At 59.3% G+C, this 20,340-nt stretch carries 21 protein-coding genes; 11 read left to right on the forward strand and 10 right to left on the reverse strand.

The genetic code is table 11. The features are described 5' to 3' along the window. From ACN0WV_RS14675 to ACN0WV_RS14705, 7 genes are all read left to right on the forward strand, one after another. A partial coding sequence (locus ACN0WV_RS14675; protein ID WP_417606793.1) for a ChuX/HutX family heme-like substrate-binding protein occupies positions 1-401 on the forward strand: 401 nt, incomplete at its 5' end. Further along, positions 398-1,294, forward strand: a complete 897-nt coding sequence (locus tag ACN0WV_RS14680) for a heme/hemin ABC transporter substrate-binding protein (protein WP_084353075.1) — start codon at positions 398-400, stop codon at positions 1,292-1,294. The genes ACN0WV_RS14675 and ACN0WV_RS14680, both read left to right, overlap by 4 nt. 3 nt (positions 1,295-1,297) lie before the next feature. After that, on the forward strand, positions 1,298-2,365 hold the full coding sequence (locus ACN0WV_RS14685) for a FecCD family ABC transporter permease (RefSeq protein WP_084353076.1): 1,068 nt from the start codon (positions 1,298-1,300) through the stop codon (positions 2,363-2,365). Then, a complete protein-coding gene (locus ACN0WV_RS14690; protein WP_084353077.1) occupies positions 2,362-3,144 on the forward strand; it encodes a heme ABC transporter ATP-binding protein in 783 nt (260 codons plus the stop codon). Before ACN0WV_RS14685 ends, ACN0WV_RS14690 begins: the two co-directional genes overlap by 4 nt. A gap of 11 nt (positions 3,145-3,155) precedes the next feature. Next, positions 3,156-3,905 carry a ChaN family lipoprotein gene (locus ACN0WV_RS14695; RefSeq protein ID WP_084353078.1) on the forward strand — a complete coding sequence of 250 codons (750 nt, stop codon included), beginning with the start codon at positions 3,156-3,158 and terminating at the stop codon, positions 3,903-3,905. Between the two features lie 11 nt (positions 3,906-3,916). Beyond that, the gene (gene hmuQ, locus ACN0WV_RS14700) at positions 3,917-4,243 is read left to right on the forward strand and encodes a heme-degrading protein HmuQ (protein WP_084353079.1); all 327 of its coding nucleotides are present in this window, start codon (positions 3,917-3,919) and stop codon (positions 4,241-4,243) included. Next, positions 4,240-4,629: a glyoxalase superfamily protein gene (locus ACN0WV_RS14705; RefSeq protein ID WP_084353080.1), complete on the forward strand. Its 390-nt coding sequence runs from the start codon at positions 4,240-4,242 to the stop codon at positions 4,627-4,629. Before hmuQ ends, ACN0WV_RS14705 begins: the two co-directional genes overlap by 4 nt. 142 nt (positions 4,630-4,771) lie before the next feature. On the opposite strand, the gene ACN0WV_RS14710 is transcribed toward ACN0WV_RS14705, so the two are convergent. The 5 genes from ACN0WV_RS14710 to ACN0WV_RS14730 form a co-directional block, all read right to left on the reverse strand. Next, a complete protein-coding gene (locus tag ACN0WV_RS14710) occupies positions 4,772-5,626 on the reverse strand; it encodes a sugar phosphate isomerase/epimerase family protein (protein WP_084353081.1) in 855 nt (284 codons plus the stop codon). 2 nt (positions 5,627-5,628) lie between these two features. After that, on the reverse strand, positions 5,629-6,399 hold the full coding sequence (locus tag ACN0WV_RS14715) for an ATP-binding cassette domain-containing protein (RefSeq protein ID WP_084353082.1): 771 nt from the start codon (positions 6,397-6,399) through the stop codon (positions 5,629-5,631). Further along, positions 6,396-7,403, reverse strand: coding sequence for an ABC transporter permease (locus ACN0WV_RS14720; protein WP_084353083.1), 1,008 nt, complete (start codon positions 7,401-7,403; stop codon positions 6,396-6,398). The genes ACN0WV_RS14715 and ACN0WV_RS14720 overlap by 4 nt, the downstream gene beginning before the upstream one ends. 92 nt (positions 7,404-7,495) lie before the next feature. Further along, positions 7,496-8,473 (reverse strand): sugar ABC transporter substrate-binding protein, encoded by a 978-nt coding sequence (locus ACN0WV_RS14725; protein ID WP_218673218.1) that lies wholly within the window; start codon positions 8,471-8,473, stop codon positions 7,496-7,498. 20 nt (positions 8,474-8,493) lie between these two features. After that, the gene (locus ACN0WV_RS14730; protein ID WP_084353084.1) at positions 8,494-9,558 is read right to left on the reverse strand and encodes a LacI family DNA-binding transcriptional regulator; all 1,065 of its coding nucleotides are present in this window, start codon (positions 9,556-9,558) and stop codon (positions 8,494-8,496) included. Between the two features lie 115 nt (positions 9,559-9,673). Between ACN0WV_RS14730 and ACN0WV_RS14735 the strand changes: the two genes are divergently transcribed. Then, positions 9,674-10,702 carry a hydroxyacid dehydrogenase gene (locus ACN0WV_RS14735; protein ID WP_084353085.1) on the forward strand — a complete coding sequence of 343 codons (1,029 nt, stop codon included), beginning with the start codon at positions 9,674-9,676 and terminating at the stop codon, positions 10,700-10,702. 332 nt (positions 10,703-11,034) lie between these two features. Here the strand turns inward: ACN0WV_RS14735 and ACN0WV_RS14740 are convergent, their stop codons facing one another. Then, a complete protein-coding gene (locus tag ACN0WV_RS14740) occupies positions 11,035-11,886 on the reverse strand; it encodes an AraC family transcriptional regulator (RefSeq protein ID WP_084353087.1) in 852 nt (283 codons plus the stop codon). A gap of 111 nt (positions 11,887-11,997) precedes the next feature. On the opposite strand from ACN0WV_RS14740, the gene ACN0WV_RS14745 reads away from it, so the two are divergent. Genes ACN0WV_RS14745 through ACN0WV_RS14755 form a run of 3 tightly spaced genes read left to right on the forward strand, consistent with a single transcriptional unit; the run spans position 11,998 to position 14,645 of the window. Continuing rightward, on the forward strand, positions 11,998-13,239 hold the full coding sequence (locus ACN0WV_RS14745) for a cytochrome P450 (protein WP_084353088.1): 1,242 nt from the start codon (positions 11,998-12,000) through the stop codon (positions 13,237-13,239). An 8-nt stretch (positions 13,240-13,247) separates the two neighbouring features. Then, positions 13,248-13,568, forward strand: coding sequence for a 2Fe-2S iron-sulfur cluster-binding protein (locus ACN0WV_RS14750; RefSeq protein ID WP_084353089.1), 321 nt, complete (start codon positions 13,248-13,250; stop codon positions 13,566-13,568). Between the two features lie 30 nt (positions 13,569-13,598). Then, positions 13,599-14,645, forward strand: coding sequence for an ABC transporter substrate-binding protein (locus tag ACN0WV_RS14755; RefSeq protein WP_084353090.1), 1,047 nt, complete (start codon positions 13,599-13,601; stop codon positions 14,643-14,645). A 194-nt stretch (positions 14,646-14,839) separates the two neighbouring features. Here the strand turns inward: ACN0WV_RS14755 and ACN0WV_RS14760 are convergent, their stop codons facing one another. From ACN0WV_RS14760 to ACN0WV_RS14775, 4 genes are all read right to left on the reverse strand, one after another. Further along, entirely contained in the window at positions 14,840-15,787 is a 948-nt protein-coding gene (locus ACN0WV_RS14760) for a D-ribose ABC transporter substrate-binding protein (RefSeq protein ID WP_084353171.1), read from the reverse strand. Between the two features lie 96 nt (positions 15,788-15,883). Beyond that, entirely contained in the window at positions 15,884-16,948 is a 1,065-nt protein-coding gene (locus tag ACN0WV_RS14765; RefSeq protein ID WP_084353091.1) for an ABC transporter permease, read from the reverse strand. A 16-nt stretch (positions 16,949-16,964) separates the two neighbouring features. Beyond that, entirely contained in the window at positions 16,965-19,283 is a 2,319-nt protein-coding gene (locus ACN0WV_RS14770; protein WP_084353172.1) for a sugar-binding domain-containing protein, read from the reverse strand. After that, complete coding sequence (locus ACN0WV_RS14775) at positions 19,283-19,936, reverse strand: DUF2291 family protein (RefSeq protein ID WP_084353173.1); 654 nt, start codon at positions 19,934-19,936, stop codon at positions 19,283-19,285. Before ACN0WV_RS14775 ends, ACN0WV_RS14770 begins: the two co-directional genes overlap by 1 nt. Positions 19,937-20,340 lie beyond the last annotated feature (404 nt).

Consider the following 20,340-nt stretch of genomic DNA (forward strand, 5'->3'; position numbering starts at 1 on the left):
GGATCGCCGGCGCGCCTTGGGTGCGCCGGCTTGAACCGCAGGCCGCCGATGCGATGTTGCAGGCGGTGCGCGATGCCGGGATCGAAGTGATGATCTTTGTCGGCAATCGCGGCTGCATCCAGATTCATACCGGTCCGATCCACAAGCTGCACCCGATGGGGCCGTGGCAGAACGTCATGGATCCAGGCTTCAACCTGCATCTCCGTCTGGACAAGGTGGCCGAGGTCTGGGCCGTCGAAAAGCCCACGCAACGCGGGCCTGCGGTTTCCGTCGAAGCCTTCGACGCCGAGGGCGGGCTGATCTTTCAGGCCTTTGGCGTTGGCAAGAAAGGCCGGGATTCGCGCGCCGAGTGGGGCAGGATCGTCGCGGCGCTGCCCGCGCTGGCAGAGGTGCCCGCATGACCCGCAAGCGCAATGGTTTTGCCGCCTTCACAGGCATATGGATCGCGATGTTCGGTGCGGTCGCGGCCTTGACAGTCAGCGCGCAGCAGGCCGAGCAGGGGGGCGATCCACATGCGGATGTCCTGTCGATCGGCGGCTCCGTGACAGAGATTGTCGTGGCGCTGGGGCAGCAACATCGGCTCAAGGCGCGCGACACCACGTCAAGCTACCCGCCTGACGTGACGAACCTGCCCGATGTCGGCTATATGCGCGCACTGTCGCCCGAAGGGGTGCTGTCGGTCGGCCCGTCATTGATCCTGTCAGAGGAAGGGGCCGGGCCGCCGGAAGCGCTCGATGTCATTCGCGCCGCGAATGTGGACTTTGTCGAAGTGCCGGACGCCTTGACCGCCGAGGGCATCATCCGCAAGATCGAGGTTATCGGAGCGGCCCTTGACGTGGAGGCTCGCGCCAAAGGTCTTGCGGCCGAGGTCGAAGGCGCGATGGCGTCGGCATTGGCGGATGCAGAACGCCCTGCGAACAGCAAGAAGCGCGTGCTTTTCGTGCTGTCCACCCAGGGCGGCAAGATCAATGTGTCCGGCACCGGAACGGCGGCGGACGCGATCATCCGCATGGCCGGCGGCGTGAATGCCGTGACCGCTTTCGAAGGCTACAAGCAGATCGGGGACGAAGCCATCGGACTGGCGGCACCGGATGTGATCCTGATGATGGATCGCGGCGGAGATCACGGCGCGCAAAAGGACGAACTGTTCGCAATGCCGGCGATCAAGCTGACACCGGCCGCGCAGACCCGTTCCGCCATCCGCATGGACGGTTTGCTGATGCTGGGCTTCGGCCCCCGTACAGCGCAGGCCATCGCCACGCTGAACGACGCGCTTTACGGCAAGGGAGCGTGAAATTTGGCAGCCCTGAGCGACATCGAAACCATCCCCCACCACCGTGAAACCCGCGCGAACACCCTGCATTGGGCGCTCGCAGGGGCGTTGGTCCTGTCCTGTTTCGCCAGCCTTCAGGTGGGGGCCACCGATGTGACGCTGTCTACAATGCTGGCGAAGCTGATCCATGGCGAAACGCTGAGCCAGATCGAGCGTGTTGTGCTGTTCGACATACGTTTGCCCCGGCTTGCCATGGGTGTGCTGGTCGGGGCCGCGCTGGCGGTTTCGGGGGCCGCGATGCAGGGGCTTTTCCGCAACCCGCTGGCCGATCCGGGGATCGTCGGCGTTGGTGCGGGGGCCGGGTTGGGGGCGATCTTGGCGATTGTGCTGGGAACGTTGCTACCTGCATGGCTCATTGACCTGACGGGCAACCAGTTGACGCCTTTTGCTGCGTTTCTGGGCGGCTGGGGATCGACGATCCTGCTCTATCGCGTCTCGACACGCCATGGGCGCACCTCTGTTGCCACCATGCTTCTTGCAGGGATCGCGCTTGGGGCGCTGGCAGGCGCGCTGTCGGGCATTCTTGTATATATCGCCGATGATACGCAGCTGCGCGACCTGACCTTCTGGGGGCTTGGATCGCTGGCGGGCGCAAGCTGGGCCAAAGTGTTTGCTGCCGGCCCGATGATCCTGCTTGCCATCGGGGTGTCCCTGACGCTGGGCCGGGGGTTGAATGGACTGGCTTTGGGCGAAGCGACCGCCGCCCATATCGGCATTGACGTTCAGCGGATGAAATCCACCGGCATTCTGGCCGTGGCCGGGGCGACCGGTGCCGCGGTCGCCGTTTCGGGGGGGATCGGTTTCATCGGCATTGTCGTGCCGCATCTGCTGCGGCTGGCCTCGGGGCCGGATCACCGGACGTTGCTGCTGAACGCGGCTTTGCTTGGCGCGACCTTGCTGATCCTTGCTGATATGATTGCCCGCGTGGTGATCGCCCCCGCCGAACTGCCCATCGGGATCGTCACGGCCGTTCTGGGGGCACCGGTTTTCCTTTGGATCCTGCTCAAGCGGCGGGGACTGGTCGAATTATGAGCCTGATCGCCGAGAATATACGCGTGTCATACGGCAAGCGAGAGGCGCTGAGGGGTGTCGGCCTGACCGCTTTGCCGGGTGAGGTCACGGCCATCGTTGGTCCGAACGGGTCGGGAAAATCCACCCTGCTGGGCGCGATCACCGCCTCTCTTGCCTATCAGGGCCGCGTCAGCCTGAACGGTCGGTGCGTCGAGCGGATGAAACCCTGGGAACTGGCGGCGATACGGGCTGTTTTGCCTCAGGCGTCGCGGCTGGCCTTTCCCTTCACCGTGATCGAGGTCGTGCGCATCGGTCTTCAATCCGGCACCGCGGGCGACAGGCCCGAAGTGCCAATGCAGGCGCTGGCGCGCGTCGGCCTTGCGCATTACGCCCATCGCACGTTTCAGGAACTGTCGGGTGGCGAAGCACAGCGCGCCATGCTTGCCCGCGTGCTGGCGCAGGTCTGGGCACCGGTTGAAGACGGACAGCCTCGTTGGCTGTTGTTGGATGAACCCGTGTCCAGCCTTGATATTGCGCACCAGTTGCAGGTCATGGAGATCGCCCGCGATTTTGCCCGCGCCGGTGGTGGCGTGCTTGCCGTCATGCACGATCTGAACCTGACTGCGCTTTATGCCGACCGTGTGGCGGTGCTGGCCGACGGCGAACGCCTCGCCTTCGGCACCCCTGCCGAGGTATTGACAGACGAGACCCTGTCGCGAGCCTATGGCTGTGCTCTGCGGGTCTCGGCGACACCGCCCTCGGGTGTGCCATTTATTCTGCCGCATGCGGCATCCGCCTGAAAGGAGCGCATATGCGCCTTGCCATCCTGTTGTTTTGTCTTGCCACGCCCGCGCTGGCGCAACCTGTCGCTGACATCGTCATTCTGGGCGAAGTCCATGACAACTCCGATGCGCATCTGGGACAGGCCGCTGTGCTGGAGGACCTGCGGCCCACGGCAATCGTGTTCGAGATGCTGACCGCCGAAGAGGCCGCCAGAGCCGATGCCGACCGGACCCTGATCGCCGAGGCATGGAACGCAAGCGGCTGGCGCGATTTTCCGATCTACGCACCGATCTTCGACGCTTTGGGCAATGCGCGCATCATCGGAGCCGCTGCACCGCGCGAGACGGTGCGCACCGTCTACAGCGACGGGCCAGAGGGCCTGTTCGGCCCTGATGCGGCGCGTTTCGGACTGAACGAGCCCCTGCCGGGCGACCAGCAGAAAGCCCGTGATGAAATGCAGTTTGTAGCGCATTGCGAGGCGATGCCGTTGGAGGCGATGGCAGGCATGGTTGCGGTTCAACGCTACCGCGATGCGGTTTTTGCGCGCGCGGCACTGGCGGCGCTTGAAACCTACGGGCCGCCAGTGGCGCTGATAGCGGGCAACGGCCATGCGCGAACGGACTGGGGCGTGCCCGCGCTGATCGATCTTGCAGCGCCCGACGTCACCACCCATTCCATCGGCTTTGTCGAAGGCGACACGGACACGCCCTTTGACGAAACCCGGATCGTCCCGCGCGCCGAGCGTGAAGATCCCTGCAATTCCCTGACATCGAACTAAGGAGACACCCCATGTATCTTGCCATGAACCGCTTTACCGTACCGCTTGAAAATGCCGCGGAATTCGAAGAGCTTTGGCTCACCCGCGAAAGCCGCTTGCAGGACATGGAGGGCTTCGTGTCGTTCCAGATGCTGAAAGGCGCTGAGACAGAGGGACGCATTCTGTATGCCTCGCACACGACATGGCAAAGCGAGGCGCATTTCCGCGCGTGGACAACCAGTGAAGAATTCCGCGCCGCCCATGCGAAAGCCGGTCAAAGCCGCAAGCTGCATGAGGGAGCGCCACGTTTTGAGGGGTTCAGCGCCATTCAGAAAATCGACGCAAAACAACCGGCATGATCCCGAAGGTCACACAGATCGCGCCGATTTTCCGCAGTTTCGACGAGTCAAAGGCGCGGGAGTTCTATGTCGGCTGGCTGGGCTTCACATGGGAGGGCGAGCATCGCTTTGATGCGACCGCGCCGCTTTACGCTTTTCTGCGGCTGGGAGAGTTTCATTTGCATCTGAGCGAGCATCATGGCGATGGCACGCCGGGGGCGGCCGCTATGGTCTACGTTTGCGGATTGCGGGACTGGCACAGCTCTCTGCTGCCCTATCCGAACAGCCGACCAGGGTTGGAAAAACTGCCCTGGGGTCTTCAGATGCAGGTTCTCGATCCGTTTGGAAATCGGCTGCGCTTTCTCGATCAAACGGATGTCTCGGGACGCGGACAAAGCGAGGAGTAATCTGTCTGTTTGCGCTTTCCGCACGCAAGGCACTTTGCGATTTCATGGTGTCATTCTGCCGCGCCTCTGGAGGGTCGGTGCGTGCGATCTGCGCAGCTGGTAACGATAATGGCCCCACTATTTTCTGAAGCGCCAATTTGCCCTAGCTGTAGTGAAACCCTGCCATTCTTGCAGCTTTGTGCAGGTGAGGTAGACCATTATCGATCACGTCATTTGGGTTTGCCGCCACCGGTCGCCAGATGGCAAGGGCGGACGCAATGGCCTCATGGACGTGATTCATGCTTTCCAGGGTAGTGATGCCATCGAATTCAACGTCGACGAGGGCCTGAAATGCTGCCTGCCAGTCGATCATGCCTGTTCCCGGTGCGCCGCGATTGCTTTCTGACAGATGGACGTAACCCAGATGTGGCCCGCAGTCGGCAAAACCTTGGGCGAATGATACCTCTTCGATGTTCATGTGGTAGGTATCAAGATGGATGAAAAGGTTGTCCGCCCCCACGGCCTCGCAATAGGCACGCCCGTCTGCGCCAGTGTTCATGATATGGGTCTCGTATCGGTTGCAAGGTTCGATGCCGAGACCCAAGCCGAACGCCTTTGCGCGCGCCGCCGCGCGCTTGATAAAGCTGGCCGTGCCGTCAAATTCAGCCTGCGTGCGCGGGCTACCAGAGATTTTGCCGATGGTTCCATAGGTCACGCCCGACAGCGACGGCGCCCCAATGCCAGAAGCTACGTCAAAGGCAGGTTCGAGAAACGCCATGCCTGCATCCGGATCGGTGATCACATCAATTTCTGGCGGAAGACCAAGCGAGCACACAGGTGTGATGCCGGTTTCCTCGCAGAACGCGCGTGTCTCCGCGACATCGATTTCCGATGGGTCGAGCAAAGGGATTTCCAGAACGCGCACCTTGTGGGTTTCAAATTTCATGCGCAGTGTGCGCATGGTCGCGACATCCCATTTCGGGGCGACGGCGAATGTGTGCAATCCAAGTTGTGCCATATCTAACCCTGTGCCTCATGTGCTGCGGCCTCTGCCATGTCACCACCACCGACTATCGCGGAGACGACATCGGTCATCGTTGTTTCCTTGGTGACCAGATTGGCCGCTGCACGCCCGTGATGCAGAACGACGATCCGATCCGTGACAGATAATACGTCGTTCAAGCGGTGTGAGATCAGGATCACGCCGATCCCCTGATCCCGCAACTGACGGATCAGGTCCAGCACGCCTTGCACTTCGCGGACCGCAAGGGCCGCGGTCGGTTCATCCATGATCACGACCTTGGGATTGAAAGTCAGTGCACGGGCGATAGCGACCGATTGTTGCTGACCGCCAGAGAAGGACCCAACAGGTCTGTTGATCGCGGGCAGGTTGGCACCCAGTCGCGTGATCATTGCTTGCGCATCTTGTTTCATCTTGGTGCGGTCGACAAAGTTCACGCCAAAGACCCGCCGTACAGGTTCACGACCCAGAAAGATGTTGGCGGCGACATCCTGTTGTTTGGCCAGCGCAAGGTCCTGATAGATCATCTCAATCCCCTTGGCGCGCCGCTCGCCCGGCGAAAGGTCCAGAACGGAAGTCCCGCCAAGAACCACGTCACCCGCGTCTGCCTTATACATGCCGGTCACAATTTTCATCAGGGTCGATTTTCCAGCACCGTTGTCACCGACAAGGCCTAGAACTTCGCCGGCACCGACACTGAAATCGACGCCATGCAGCACATCAACCGCGCCAAAGCTTTTTCGGATACCGCTGACGGTCAAAAGGGTCATATCCGGCTCTCCTTGCGGACCTGATATTGGTCGATGAAAACGGCCAGGATCAACACACCACCAATGGCCATCTGCTGATAGTAGCTTTGGACGGCCAGCAGGTTCAGGCCGTTCTGAAGAACACCCATGATCAACGCGCCAATCATCGTCCCGAGGATGGAACCCCGCCCGCCAAACAGGTTTGTGCCGCCGATGATCGCTGCCGTGATCGCGGTCAGTTCATAGGCAATTCCCGCCGTCGGATCGCCAGAGTTGATCCGGGTTGCAAAAAGCAAACCGGCAAGGCCAGCCAGACCGCCTGAAAGGACATAAAGCGTCAATCGATGAAAATCGACGTTGATCCCAGAGGTGCGCGCGGCGTTCTCGCTGTCGCCAATGGCCAGCGTGTGCCGCCCATACCGTGTGTAGGCCAGCACCATATGCGTGACGATGGCGGTCACGATAAAGATAATGACAGGCATTGGAATACCAAACGGTCGTCCTTGGCCCAAATAGACCATCGCATTGGGCAGACCGTAAATGACCCGTCCGTCCGAGATGACCAGAGCGAGGCCGCGCGCAATTCCCAGCATGCCCAGCGTTACAATGAATGCCGGAACAAAGGCCCGCGTAATAATCAGCCCATTTACCAACCCGGCCAACGCCCCGGCCCCGATCGTTGCAATCACTGCGATCGGCATGGGCGCACCCAGCTTGACCGCAACGGCCGCCCCGCAGACACCCGAGAAGCCCAGAACAGAGCCCAAGGAAAGATCAAGCCCGCCGGAACTGAGCACGAACGTCGCCGCAATCGCCAGCACGCCAATCGTCGACGTGGCGAGCAATATGTTCAGAAAGTTGCTGACCGAAAGGAAATACGGTGACAGGATCGCCATCAACGTCGACAACGCGATCAGGACGATCAGGCTTTCAAGTCGGACGTGAAGTTGTTCGATGGATCGGGCTTGAAGACGCGCCCATCGGCCCGGTCGCCGTGCGTCTGTCCGGGTTGGTGAAGTTGCCATATTGCCCTCGTGTTAAGAAATGTATCACCGGCACGGTGTACGCGCCGGTGATATGGTGCAGGCTAGGAATTGATCCTGCACCACCGGAAGGATTACTTGACGGACTCGAGCAATGGATCAGTGCCTGCATCCATGACCTCTTTGGTCAGGACAAGTGTCGGAACGGTGATCTGGGGCTCGACATCGCCGCCCTCGAGCACGGCCTTCACGTTTTCGACCGCTTGCTGACCAACCAGATACGGCAATTGCGCAACCGAAGCTGTCAAGCGTCCGGCCTGAATTGACGTCACAGCGTCCGAGTTGCCATCGACTCCGATGATGACGACATCACCGCCCTTACCTGCGGCAAACACGCTTTCAACCGCCCCTAGCGCCATACCGTCATTGGCCGCAAAAATGCCGACCAGATCAGGGTTGCGGGTCAGGATATCGTTGGTGATGTTCGCCGCTTTGCCGCGATCCCAGTCACCCGGCAGGGAGGCCACGATCTCAAGTCCGGGGGCCAGTTCCGCCAGTTTGTCAGCAAAGCCAGAGGTCCGGTTTTGACCCGTGATATTGCCCGACAGCCCTTCGATCACGAGGACCGGACCTGTGGCATCCGCGCCCAGCTGGCCGACCATGAATTCGGCACCCTGCGCCCCGGCAAGTACGTTGTCCGACCCGATGCGGAAGGTGATTTCAATCCCTTCTGCGTCCAGAATTGCGGGGTCAAGGTTCCCGTCAAGGTCAACGATCTTGATTCCGGCATCTTGCGCGGATTTCAGGCAAGGCAAAAGATTGGTCGAGTTGATCGCCGCTGTGATCATGGCGACGGGGCGGCGTTCCAACATCGTGTTGCACACGTTCAGCTGGCTTTCTGCCGCCTGATCACTTTCTACAGCTTGAATGAAGTATTCGACGTCAGCGGCCTTTGCGCCGTCTTCTACGCCTTGACCCATCGCACCCCAGAACGGGTTCGCGAGGGTTTTCATCAAAATGCCGTATTCCCCTTCGGCCTGTACGGGGCTTGCCGCTGCCGCAGCAGCCAATACGGCAGCACTCAGTTTTGTTTTGAACATCTTGTTGAACATGGTCTCTCCTCCACTTTGTTTTAATCGCGTTGGTATTGTCTTGAATTGCGCAGCATCATCGGGCGCTGCCCGCTGGATTGACGAGGCCGCAATTCACACGGCTCCAGATGTTGCACGCGAAACCCATCGATGTTGCCTTCGACCCGGCCCAAAAGCGTGGCAATCGACCGCCGCGCGATCTGTTCGACAGGTTGAGCGACAGCGGTTATCGAAGGCCAGGTGATCCGCATCCATTCGGCATCGTCGAAACCCACAAGCGCCACGTCATCGGGGATTCGCATTTCGCGGCGCCGGATCTCGCCCAGCACGATCAGGGTAGAGTGTTGCGATAGCGAAAAAACCGCAGTGATTGGATCATTGGGATCCATCTTGTCAAAATAAGAGCGGATCCCTGCGCGGTGTCCTTCGACGCCGCCGTCCGAAATCAGTGTGTCGATGCGCACAGTGGGATCAAGAGCCTGCACCCGTGAGATGAACCCTTCCTGCCGGGTGCGCGCCGCCTTTGAAATCCGCGTCGCACTATGGAGCAGAATGGATCTGTGCCCTTGCCCAACCAGGAGATCGGCAACGCTGGCGGATGCCGCAAAATTATCTGCGGCGATTGTATCGAACCGATCACTGGCAGAGACCCGATCAACAAGCACTGCGTGCATATCGAGCGCGTGCAACTGTTCGGCACCACGCCCGCGTTCGGACCGGACCGGCACCAGAACGGTCCCAGCCACACGCCAATCATCCATCCGGGTAATCAGATCCGCCTCGCGCCCCTCATCCTCGCAAGAGCTGGCGATGATCATCGTGTAACCGGCGTCCTCTGCGGCACTTTCAAGCCCGGTAACAAGTGCGCCAAAGAAAGGGCTTTCCAGATCAGGGACGACGGCCCCGATGATCCGGCGTTGTTCGTTGCGCAAGCCGGATGCAAGCGGGTCCATCCGGTAATCGAGTTGCGAAATGGCTTCTTTGACGCGCACGACATTGGCGGGTTTCACAGAGGTGACCCCACGCATGACCTTCGATACGGTCGCTGCCGACACGTCTGCCATACGGGCAACATCGTGGATGGTCGCGCGCCTGCTGTTTGTCATGCTCCCCCTGGGCCATCGAAATCAATGAAAACGAAAATATGGCTCGAATCGAAAGATAAATCGGTTTATATCAAAAGTAAATCGGTTCAACGGCCGAAGTTAACAGGAGTCTCTCGTGTCTGGAAACAAGCCAATCGTCATATCTGCACCCGAGCCGCGCAGCCTGGATCTGATTTTTACACCCGACAAACTGGCCCAGTTGCGCGCAAAGTATGAGATCGTGGAAACCAGCGCGGCAGACGTGGCGCAATTGGACGGTTCGGTGCTGGCGGGTGCGCGCTACATCCTTGGCCAGCCGCCCTTGTCGTCAGAGACACTGGCGCGACTTACGTCACTGCGCGCGGTTCTGAACGTCGAATCCAACTTGCAAGATAACATGCCTTACGATGAAGTGTTTGGCAGAGGCATCCATGTTCTGACAACGGGTGCCGCATTCGCGCTACCCGTCGCAGAGATTGGTCTAGGCTTTGCTTTGGACCTGTTGCGCGGCATTACCCCTGCGGATACCGGATTTGCCGATGGAACCGAACAATGGGGCGGGGATGGCAACGCGCAAGCACGGCTTTTGACAGGTGCCGATGTCGGGATCATTGGCTTTGGCGATCTGGGGCGTGCGCTGACCCGTGTTCTGGCCGGGTTTCGCTGCAACATTCAGGTTCATGATCCATGGATTGCACCCTCCATCCTGCGCGACCATCAAGTGATACCTGCGACCCTTGATACGGTGTTGGCGCAGTCTGATGTGGTTTTCGTCGTTGCTGCTGTGACGACGGACAATCGCGGTTTTCTGGGTGCCGATGCATTTGCGCAGATGCGCGAGGGTGCGGCGTTTATCTTGCTCAGCCGCGCGGATGTAGTCGATTTTGACGCCTTGCTTGATGCGGTGGCCGAAGGGCATATCATCGCCGCCACCGATGTCTTCCCGGAAGAACCACTACCAACCGGTCATCGGGCGCGGACGCTGCCTGGATTGCTGCGCTCTGCGCACCGGGCGGGCGCGCTGGATGTTGCCTTCAAGCAGATGGGGGACATGGTTCTCGAAGATATGGACTTGATGGACCGCGGTCTGCCACCGATGTGCTGTAAACGGGCGGAACGGGAGACCGCCGCGCGGATGCGATCCCGACCGGTTGATAAGAACTGACGCATCTCTGCCCTACGTTTTCTTTTCACGGTGACCCAACTCGACAATGCCGCCTTTCCTACGGCAGGCAGCTGGCTGATGCTCGCGTAGCGCAATATCGGTTCGGACTGCTCAATTCGCCTCGAAAGCGGCTCGTGCTAAAAATTCAGCCGCTGCTGTCCTTGTTGGACAAGTGGGTCAGGAGGTCGCTGAATGCGGGCACGATCAATCTGCATGTCACGAAGTTGGAACCGGCTTCTATATTGCCGTCAAGACGGCCTATGTTTCGTTCGGTTGGTTCTATGCAGGTATAACCGCATGGACCGGTCTTTTCATGCGGAACCATAGACCTGCTAACGGCCAGTCATCTTTCGAAATCCGGTCGGCGATATTCCGACCGTGCGGGAAAAGACCCGGCTGAAATGATATGGGTCCGGATATCCGCATTTCTGACCAACCTCGAATATCGAAAGATCGGTCGCGGACAGAAGATACTTGGCCGCATTGATCCGCTCAAGTTTGAGCCACTCCATTGGGGATACCCCTTGGATTTTCTGAAACTTCCGGTGAAAATGTGACGCGCTGCACGCTGCGAGTGAAGCCATTTTGCGCACGTCCCATCGCTCGTTCAATTCGTTCTTCACCGCCGTCATGAGGAGATGGAATGGCGAGGATGACGGCTCTTCCAGAACTTCGTCGGTATTGGCCAGGATCTCGACCAGATGTGCCGCCAATAGTGCCGATATCGGTGCCTTGACACCACTGGTGTCTTTCAGATGTTGCAATACGTCCTCGAACACTCCACGCATCTTCACATTCGCCCGATGTACGGGATTTCGGCCACCGGTTATCCTTTCGAACAGCATATCCAGCCCGTAGCCGGACATGCCGAGCCAGATATGTTCCCAATGGTCGCTATCGGGATGGCAGGAATGTGCATATTTCTGTGAAGTGTCCAACCAAGTGACCGTAGCGGCACATGCATCCGTTGATCGGCCAGCCCATGTGATCCTGCCCTTTCCGGAGAGCGTCAGGATAAACGTGTGATGTTGATAGACCGCAGTGTGGGCAGGGCGCTCAGGCCCGGTTCGGCTGCGCCCTGCCGCAAGGATCTGATAGGGGAAAGGCTGATCCAGCGTACCGGGTGTGTAGTAGTGAATCTCACGGTAGCGATGGAATGCTGGCGGCTTCAGGGGGTCTGACATGTGATAGTAATATCCATTTCTTTGAGAGTTGGGAACATCCTTCCTGTCGCTCGCAGGTGATAGAAGCAATCTGACGCCACAACATCAACATCAAGCAGGGGAGATCAGGACATGCTGGATGAACAAGGCGATACGATCGACTTCCGGCCGCTTTCGGCCGAATTCGCCCAAGACCCGTATCCTACCTATGCCGCGATGCGAAAGCTCGACCGGCCTTATTTCTACGAGGGCGAAAAGACCTGGATGCTCACGCGGTTTGCCGATGTTCAGGAAGTCGCCCTGGACAAGTCGATGCTGCGGGTCGTCGACGAGAATTTGAGCGAAACCGAAAAACTGGCGCGCAAGACCCGGATGAACATGCACGACATGCCGCATCATGAAAGGTTTGTGCAAAACAGCCTGCTGGACAGCGAAGGCGATACCCATGCCCGTCTTCGCAAAGTGGTTTTCCGTGAATTTACCCCGGCAATAGTGGAGCGCCAGCGGGCTGCGGTGCAGGATATCGTCAACGCGTTGCTCGACAAGGTGTCCAATCAGTCCGAAATTGATTTCATCGCGGATTTTGCAGCCCATGTGCCGGGTCACATCATTGGTCGTGTCCTCGGTGTGCCGGCTGATGACAGTGCGCGGTTGCGCAAATGGTCGGAAGACATCGTATCGTTTTGGAATATCGGGCGGACGCAGGCCGGCAAGGATCTGGCAGAGAATGCAACACGAGAGTTCTACGAGTATCTGTCGACACTTCTGGACCAACGGGCAGTCAAACCTCAGGATGACCTGCTGACCCGGATGTTCGAGGCCAAGCAGGCCGGTGAACTGACCGAAGATGAGTTGGTCGCGCTTGCCATGCAGGTTCTGCGCGCAGGTCACGGATCAACCATCGATACGATCGGGTCCGGCATGCATGCGCTGCTTCAGTTTCCGGATCAGATGGCACGGCTCAGGGCTCAGCCCGAGTTGATGAAGACCGCGATCCAGGAAATGTTTCGCTATAATTCGCCGCTGCCATACTTCCACCGCTTCGCGACGCGGGATGTCACGGTCGGGGGCTACGACTACCCCGCCGGCACACGGTTCGGTCTGCTTTACGGGGCCGCAAATCGCGATCCGGCACAGTTTGATGATCCCGATGTCTTCGATGTCGGGCGCTCACCCAACCGACATATCTCGTTTGGGGGCGGTACGCATTTCTGTCTTGGCAACCACCTCGCGCGTCTGGACATGGACGTGATCTTCAACACCTTGTTCAAGCGCTACAGCGAGATCGAGCTTGTCGATGAGAACCCGGAATACAAGCGCGGATTGTCGGTGCGGGGACCAAAAACCCTCATGATCAAACTGAAGGAGGCCTAGAGCCTGATATGCCGTTGATTAAATTTGTCGAAGCAGATGGTAAAGAAACAGAAGCAGAGGTTTCCGTAGGCGGAACCGTCATGCAGGCTGCGATTGATGTCGGGGTGGCCGGGATCATAGCAGAGTGCGGAGGATCCTGTGCCTGCGGCACCTGCCATTGCTACATCGACGCCCCCTGGCGCGAAAAGCTGACACCGGCCAGGGATAACGAAGTGGGCATGCTTGAGTTCGTGATCGATCCCGCCACGGAAAGTCGTCTGAGTTGTCAGTTGACGGTCGACGAAAGCATGGACGGCATGATTGTCAGAGTGCCCGACACGCAAACTTGAAAATAACAAAATACCCAACAGGAGAGTACAATGAAGAGCACTTCCAAAACCGGTTTCACCCGCCGGGGCCTTTTGAAATCTGCCGGTGCGACCGCCGGCATGGCTTGCGCCGGAAATTTGTTCCAGATCTCGCCGGCACACGCGCAGGACAGTTTTGCCGTAACCTTGCAGCTTGGCTGGCTGGCCAGCAACGGAATCATCGGCGAAGTCGCCGCCGACAAACTGGGTTATTACGCGGACGAAGGGTTGACGTTAAAGGTAATGCCAGGTGGCCCGCAGATTGATGGTGTGGCGTCGGTGGCCAGTGGGCGCGCGAACCTGGGGTCCATCTCGTCCAGTCCGTCGCTCATGCTGGCGCGTTCCGCCGGGATACCGGTCAAATGTATCGCCGTTGGATATCAGCAGCATCCGTTCACCTACTTTTCTCTCAAAAGCAACCCGGTCAACAAGCCGGAAGATCTCATTGGCAAGAAGGTTGCGACCAATGGCTTGGCTCGGGTGCTGCTTCAGGCATTGCTGGCTGAAAACGGAATGTCCGAAGACGATATTGAGCTCTCGGTGATGGGGGCGGACATGACACCGCTGATGACCGGCCAGGTCGATGTCGTGACTGGGTGGAATACAAATACCAGCGCGCTTGAAATTCTGGGCGATCAACGGGTGGACATGACGTTGTGGGATGCAGGCGTCAAACTCTACGCCAACCCGTACTATGTGACGGATGAGACGCTTGCGAATTACCGGCCTCAGGTGGACGCCATGATCCGAGCCGGCTCAAAGGGCTGGGGCTGGGTCTATGACAACCGCGAAGAGGCCGTTGATTTTCTCGTTGAACGTTATCCGAACCTCGACCGGGACAATGAAATGGCAGCCGTGGACCTTGCAATGGATTATTCCTTTGACGAAAAAACCGCAGCAAACGGATGGGGCACGATGGACCCAGCCACATGGCAAAAGCAGATCGATATCTATTCGTCACTTAACCAATTCGCACAAGATCCACCGAAAGTAGACGACATCATGACGATGTCAGTACTTGAAACCACTGCCGAGGCCCGTCCCAAACTCGGCGGGTAGGTGTTGCAGGACGCTCATGGCACAAACGGTTCCTTGCCAGGTCAATTGGCACCCAACCGTGACTTTCCATGAGCGTCCACAATGGCAACCGTCTTGTTCCGGCTGTAATTCAATAAGGTCGGCACCTCGGGGCATTTCAAACGAAAGAAGGAGATGATGGGCGCGCGCCCGGTCTCGCGCGCCCATCCATGTCGTTATTCCGACAGCGTGAATGCAGCCGTGTAATTGCCCACATTGTCGGCTGTGATCAGCAGGCAGTCGAACAGTTGCTTTTCTGTGTCGACCATCGGCTCACCGTTCTTGATGTAGTGGTCAGCCTGGATCACCGCCTCGCGCGAAAAGACCGCGACGGGCTGGAGGACAGTATAGGCCATTTCACCGGCCTTGACCGCGTCCACCGCGTCGGGCGAGCCATCGAACCCGCCGACGATCATGCCTTCCAGCTTGCCAGCTTCCTTCAGCGCGGCAATCGCACCAAGCGCCATTTCATCGTTGCCCGAAATAACGGCATCGATTTCCGGGTTTGCCTGAATGATCGACTGCATCTTGTTGTAGCCTTGCGTGCGGTCCCAGTTGGCGACTTCCTCGGCCACTTTTTCAAGGTCCGGATACTGGCTCAGCACCGTCTCGTAGCCATTTGATCGCGTGGCCGCATTGTTGTCGGCCGGGTTGCCGAAGAACTCGACATATTTGGCCTCGTCACCCACGAGCGATTGAAACTGAACCGCACCAAGCGCCGCACCCTGGGCGTTGTTCGACACCAGCTGTGCGATTGCAATGCCGCTTTCGTTGATCTCGGCATTCACCAGGAAGACCGGGATGCCGGCCTCGGTGGCCTTGCGTACGACACCGACAGAACCGTCCGCATTGGCCGGGTCGAGGATGATCGCCTTGGCACCGTTGGTGATGGCAGCGTCGATGAGATTGGATTCAACGTTGGTGTCGCCCTTGTGCGCGGCCACGGTGGCGTCATATCCCAGTTCTTCGGCGGTGGCCTTCGCGACTTCGCCTTCGGTGAACCAGTAGGGGTTCGCCGGATCAGTCACGATGATAGAGATCAGGCCTTCGGCCCAGGCGGACCCTGCCATCAGGGGCAGAGCGGTTGCCGCGGCCAGAAGGGCGCGTTTGGTGAACTTGATCATTTTGATGTCTCCCATGGTATTTTGGTTGTTGCCGGTTGCCCGGCGGATCTTCGCGTCGGGTCTTTCCGCCCGAAACAGCGCGAAACTGGGTCGGGGTCAGCCCTTGCGGGTCTTGCCCCCGTATTGGATGGAATTGAGCATCACGGCGAGCACGATCACGGCACCCGTGAAAACGGTCTGCCAGTAGGACGAGACGCCGATGATGACGAGGCCGTCAGACAGAAAGCCGATGACAAAGGCACCCAGCAGCGTGCCGCGTACCGAGCCGCGCCCGCCCATCAACGATGCGCCGCCCACCACGACCGCTGCGATGGCGGTCAGTTCATAGGTGGTGCCTGCGGTCGGCCCGGCAGAGGTCAGCTGCGAGCTGAGCACAAGGCCCGCGATTGCCGCGCACATGCCCGACAGCACGTAGACGGCGATCTGCACCTTCTTGACCGGAACGCCGGACAATTCCGCTGCACGTTCATTGCCGCCCGACGAATAAAGCCAGCGGCCGAAGGCAGTTCGCGACAGCAGCAGCCCGGCGGCAATCGCCACCACGGCCAGCACAACCACCCCGATCGGCACTCCGCCAATGCGGTTGAAGCCCAGCCAGTCAAAGCCTGTATTGCCGAAACTGGGATCACCGGAAAGGTTGTTGAAGGTCAGCCCGTTGGTCATCAACAGGGCCACACCCCGCGCAACGTAAAGCGACCCGAGCGTCGCGACGAAGGCCGGCACCCGGAAGAACGCCACCAGCACGCCATTGACCGCGCCGACGAAAGCACCAAGCGCGAGGGTCAGGACCACGACGGCCCAGACCGGCGGATAGAGGATCACACCGCTCGCTTCCACCTCGATCCCTTGCATCAGGTACCCGGCAAACACTCCGGTCAGACCCAGCACCGAACCCACCGACAGGTCGATGCCGCCGTTCAGGATGACCAGCAACATGCCGACCGACAGAAGACCAAAGATCGCCACATGGTTGGCCATGATCAAAAAGTTCGACACCGTCGCGTAATTCGGTGACAGGAAGGAGAATACCGCGATAATCAGGATCAGAGCAAAGAATGCCCGGCCTTCCAGCAGGATTTGCACAATGCTGGCATTTTTTCCGAAAACGCTGGCGAACAACCCGCCGGAGCCATGTTTCTTGTTGGTGGTGACATCGGTCATGTCGAGGATCTCCGTTTCAGTGCTGCGCCGCGTCGGGCTTGTCCATGTCGACAATGGCCCGAGCAGTGTGTTCGTCTGTGATCAGGCCGCTCAATAGCCCGCTTTCCAGAACCGCCTTGATCGCATGGATCTTGACGGCTCCCCCTGCGACAGCGACGATCCGACGGCCTTTCAATTTATCCAGCGGCTGCGTCAGGATGCGATCGCTGATGTCCTGCCCCACCGATTTACCGCGCTCGTCGAAGAAATGGCCCAGCATCTCGCCAACGCCCCCGGCGCGGTAGATTTCCACCATTTCTTCCTGCTCGATCATGCCGGTGGCAACCAGTTCGGCCTCCGGGGCCGTGGTGCCGATACCGACGATCATCAGATCCGCCCGACTTGTCAGATCTATCGCCTTCTGCGCCGCCTTCTGGCCCAGAAGAACATTCCGGTCGGCGGTGGAGTTTGCGATGAACGGCACCGGCATCGACGCCGGTTCCGCGCCGGTCAGTTCCGCCAGTTTCGCCACAATGGCATGGGGGTTCAGATCCGCGCCGGTGGTCAGCGCCCCCATCAGCGAAACGACCTTCAGGCCGGGGGCCGGTTTCCCATCCAGGTTTTCGACACAGGCTATGAGCGTCCGACCATGACCCGCGCCGATTATCTTGTCGCGCCCATCTAAAATTTCTGCCGACAGAAATTTGCCGCCGGCGATGCCAAGCGCCCGAAGCGCCAGATCGTCCTGGTGCAGATCTGTCACCACCTCGCAATGATCCAGTCCGAAAGACGCGATCAGGCTTTGTCGCAGATCGACCTCGCCCGAGGCCGCCATGATCTGTTCCTTGGTGGCGTCGGGGCCGAAAGTGGCCGAGATTTTGCCCTTGTGCATGACGATGATGCGGTGGGCGATGGACAGACATTCGCTGACTTCGGACGTCGAATAGACCACCGCGAGACCCTGCTGCGCACCCTTGGCCAAAAGACCGAACACCTCCGCCTTTGCGCCGATGTCGATGCCGCGCGACGGTTCGTCCAAAAGCACCACCGAAGGCTTGGTCGCCAGCATTTTTCCGATCACCACCTTCTGCTGGTTGCCCCCTGAAAGCGACCCGATGGCCGCCCCGCCGCCGTCGGTCTTGATCGTGACCTCGCGGATCGAACGGTCGATGATCGCCTGTTCATCGGCTTTCGAGGTGAACAGCCGCCGGGTAAAGGCCCCGATGGAGGCCAGAGACAGATTCTGACCGACGGTCATGGTCTGCACCAGCCCGTCGCGCTGACGGTCTTCGGGCGTAAGGACGAGCCCCGCGTCTATCCTCTGTGCGATGGTCATACCGGCGATGTCGCGGCCATGCAGGGCCACCTTGCCGTCGGAGGAGGACAGACGCCCTGCAATGCATTCCATCAATTCGGTACGGCCCGCCCCCATCAAACCGTAGATGCAGACGATTTCGCCCTGACGTACATCCAGCGACAGCCGATCAACGACCGAATAGCCCGAACCGCCCGGAGCGGGCACCGTGAGATCCTGAACCGATAGCGCCACGTCGCCAAAGGTCGTGTCGGGCGGCGACCCAAGGTCGAAATTCTCGCCGACCATGTTGCGCACGATCCATTCCAGGTCGATGTCGGCGCGCGGCGCATAGGCTGTCATCACCCCGTCACGCAGCACGACCGCGTGGTCGGTGATGGTCAGGGCCTCTTCCAGATGGTGCGAGATATAGACGATGGAGACCCCGCGTTCCGTCAGGTCGTGGATCACCTTGAACAGCACGTCGACTTCCGATGCGGACAGTGCCGATGTTGGCTCGTCCATGATCAGAATGCGGGAATTTACCGAAAGCGCGCGGGCGATCTCGACAATCTGCTGCTGGCCAAGGCGCAGCTCCTCGACCGGCGTCAGCGGGTCGATGTCTTCCTCCAGCTCTTCCATCAGCGCGCGGCACTGGCGTTCTTCTTCGGCGAAATTCACGCCGCGCGGTCCCATGATCTCGCGGCCCATGAAGATGTTGTCCCGCACGTTCATGTTGGGTGCCAGCGACAGTTCCTGGTGAATGATCGAAATGCCCAGTTCGCGCGCCTCGACGGTGGATTTGATCTCGACGGGATTGCCATCAAGAAGCAACTCACCGGATGTCGGTAATTGCACGCCCGAGAGAATTTTCATCAATGTCGACTTGCCCGCGCCATTCTCCCCGAACAGCGTGGTGACCTGTCCGTGCCGCACATCGAAATTCACGCCCTTCAAAGCGTGAACAGCCCCAAAGCTCTTGGTGACATCCCGCGCGGCCAGAACCACATCGGCTGTTTCCGGCGCGCGCGTCAAGGTTTCGTCATGGACCGAGGTTTTCATCACTGCACCTCGAAAGCCACCGGGGTGACCAGCCAGTTTTTCGGGTTGATCATGGTAAAGGCACCGGTGACGGTGATGGTCTTGCCACTTAACGACTCACGGTCAATATCTGCCAGAATTTCTGCGGCCATGGCGCGGTTGATGCCTGCGCCGGCATCTTGGTATTCAATCTGGTTCTTGAAAGCGCCAAATTCGATGTCCCCGGTGACGTCGCGCAATTCCGTGCCGTTGATTGCCGGACCGGTCTGAACCCGCAGGCCGAAACCTTCGGGCAAGCCTTCGACGTCAACCGTGAAGATGCCGGATTTGCCATCCGCGACGGTGCCGGTGAATGTCACCGGCATCACCGGGAAAGCCCCGGCCATCGTGCCATAGGCGGCGATGGCGGCGTTTTTGTCAGCCACCAGTTCTTCGGCCAGCCGTGCCGCATCGGGCGCTTTATCAGTCACATGGTCGCGGATGCGGGGAAACTCCCGCGTGCCGAAACTGTCGGGATTGAAGGCTTGCTGGCGCAGATCCTCGTCGCCGCCTATCGTGACCACCTTGGTGTCAAAGGCGATCGCGCCCAAAAGTACAGCCGCCGCGATAGCTGTGATTGCCTTGCGTCGCGTCGCCTTGGATGCGCTGGCAGATACGGTGCCGGTTTTTGCCATTGCGGACGTGCCCCCTTGCTGTCCGACCCAGAAAGCCGGGCCGCGTGATTCTGCGTCAGAAACCTCTGGCGCCGTCATTGAATGGAAATGCCCACCTTTCGATGTTGGGCTTCTCCTCCACCGTCACTGATCCAAAGGACTCCTCAATCCTGCGTATGGATTAGCGACTCGCCGCACCCTTTGTGCGACTAGTTAACCAGACCATAGTAGAAAAAAATTACTCTGTCTGTAAAAAATTTCACACGGCGCAATTTATTTGTGATACATCCAGTTTAACCAAGCGCAGTGAGGTTCGACTTTCAAGGACATTGAGACGTCTTCGAAAAACACCGCTGAAACGTGGGATAAACAAGGGCGTCGCGTAGGGAAGACCGCGGTGACAAACCCCTGCAAGGAGACAGCAA

The organism is Primorskyibacter flagellatus (assembly GCF_048268605.1).
Classification (GTDB): Bacteria; Pseudomonadota; Alphaproteobacteria; order Rhodobacterales; family Rhodobacteraceae; genus Primorskyibacter; species Primorskyibacter flagellatus.